The organism is Vallitalea sediminicola (assembly GCF_054408565.1).
This window is the reverse complement of the sequence record NZ_BTPT01000304.1, coordinates 1-295: the sequence shown is the minus strand read 5'-3', so window position 1 is coordinate 295 and position 295 is coordinate 1. Positions and strand designations below refer to the sequence as shown.

Genomic DNA, 295 nt, shown 5'->3' with positions numbered 1-295 from the left:
CACTCAATGCAGGCATTCGGGGCCACTATTTTTCGTCTAATAGTGAATGGCAGCTTACATTACAGCAGGATGTTAGCAATGTGCATCAAGGCCAACAATTGGGGCTGGAATATAGCCACAAGTGGTTATGGCATGATCTTAGATTAGGTTTGCGCTTAGGCTCAGACTGGAAAAGCACCGATTTACTTGATTGTTATTACGGTGTTTCGGAATAAGACACTAAACTCAGTGAATTTTATTTTGAGGGAAAAGCTGGATGGCAACCTTACTTGTCTATCAATGCTCAGAAACCTAT

Annotated in this window: 1 protein-coding gene; it reads left to right on the top strand. The window is 41.7% G+C overall.

Features of this window, described 5'->3' with window-relative positions; all coding sequences use genetic code 11:
- Window positions 1–215, top strand: a 215-nt coding sequence (locus ACX6CF_RS26835; RefSeq protein ID WP_458788435.1) for a MipA/OmpV family protein, incomplete at its 5' end; no start/stop codon positions are given.
- Window positions 216–295: the final 80 nt, after the last annotated feature.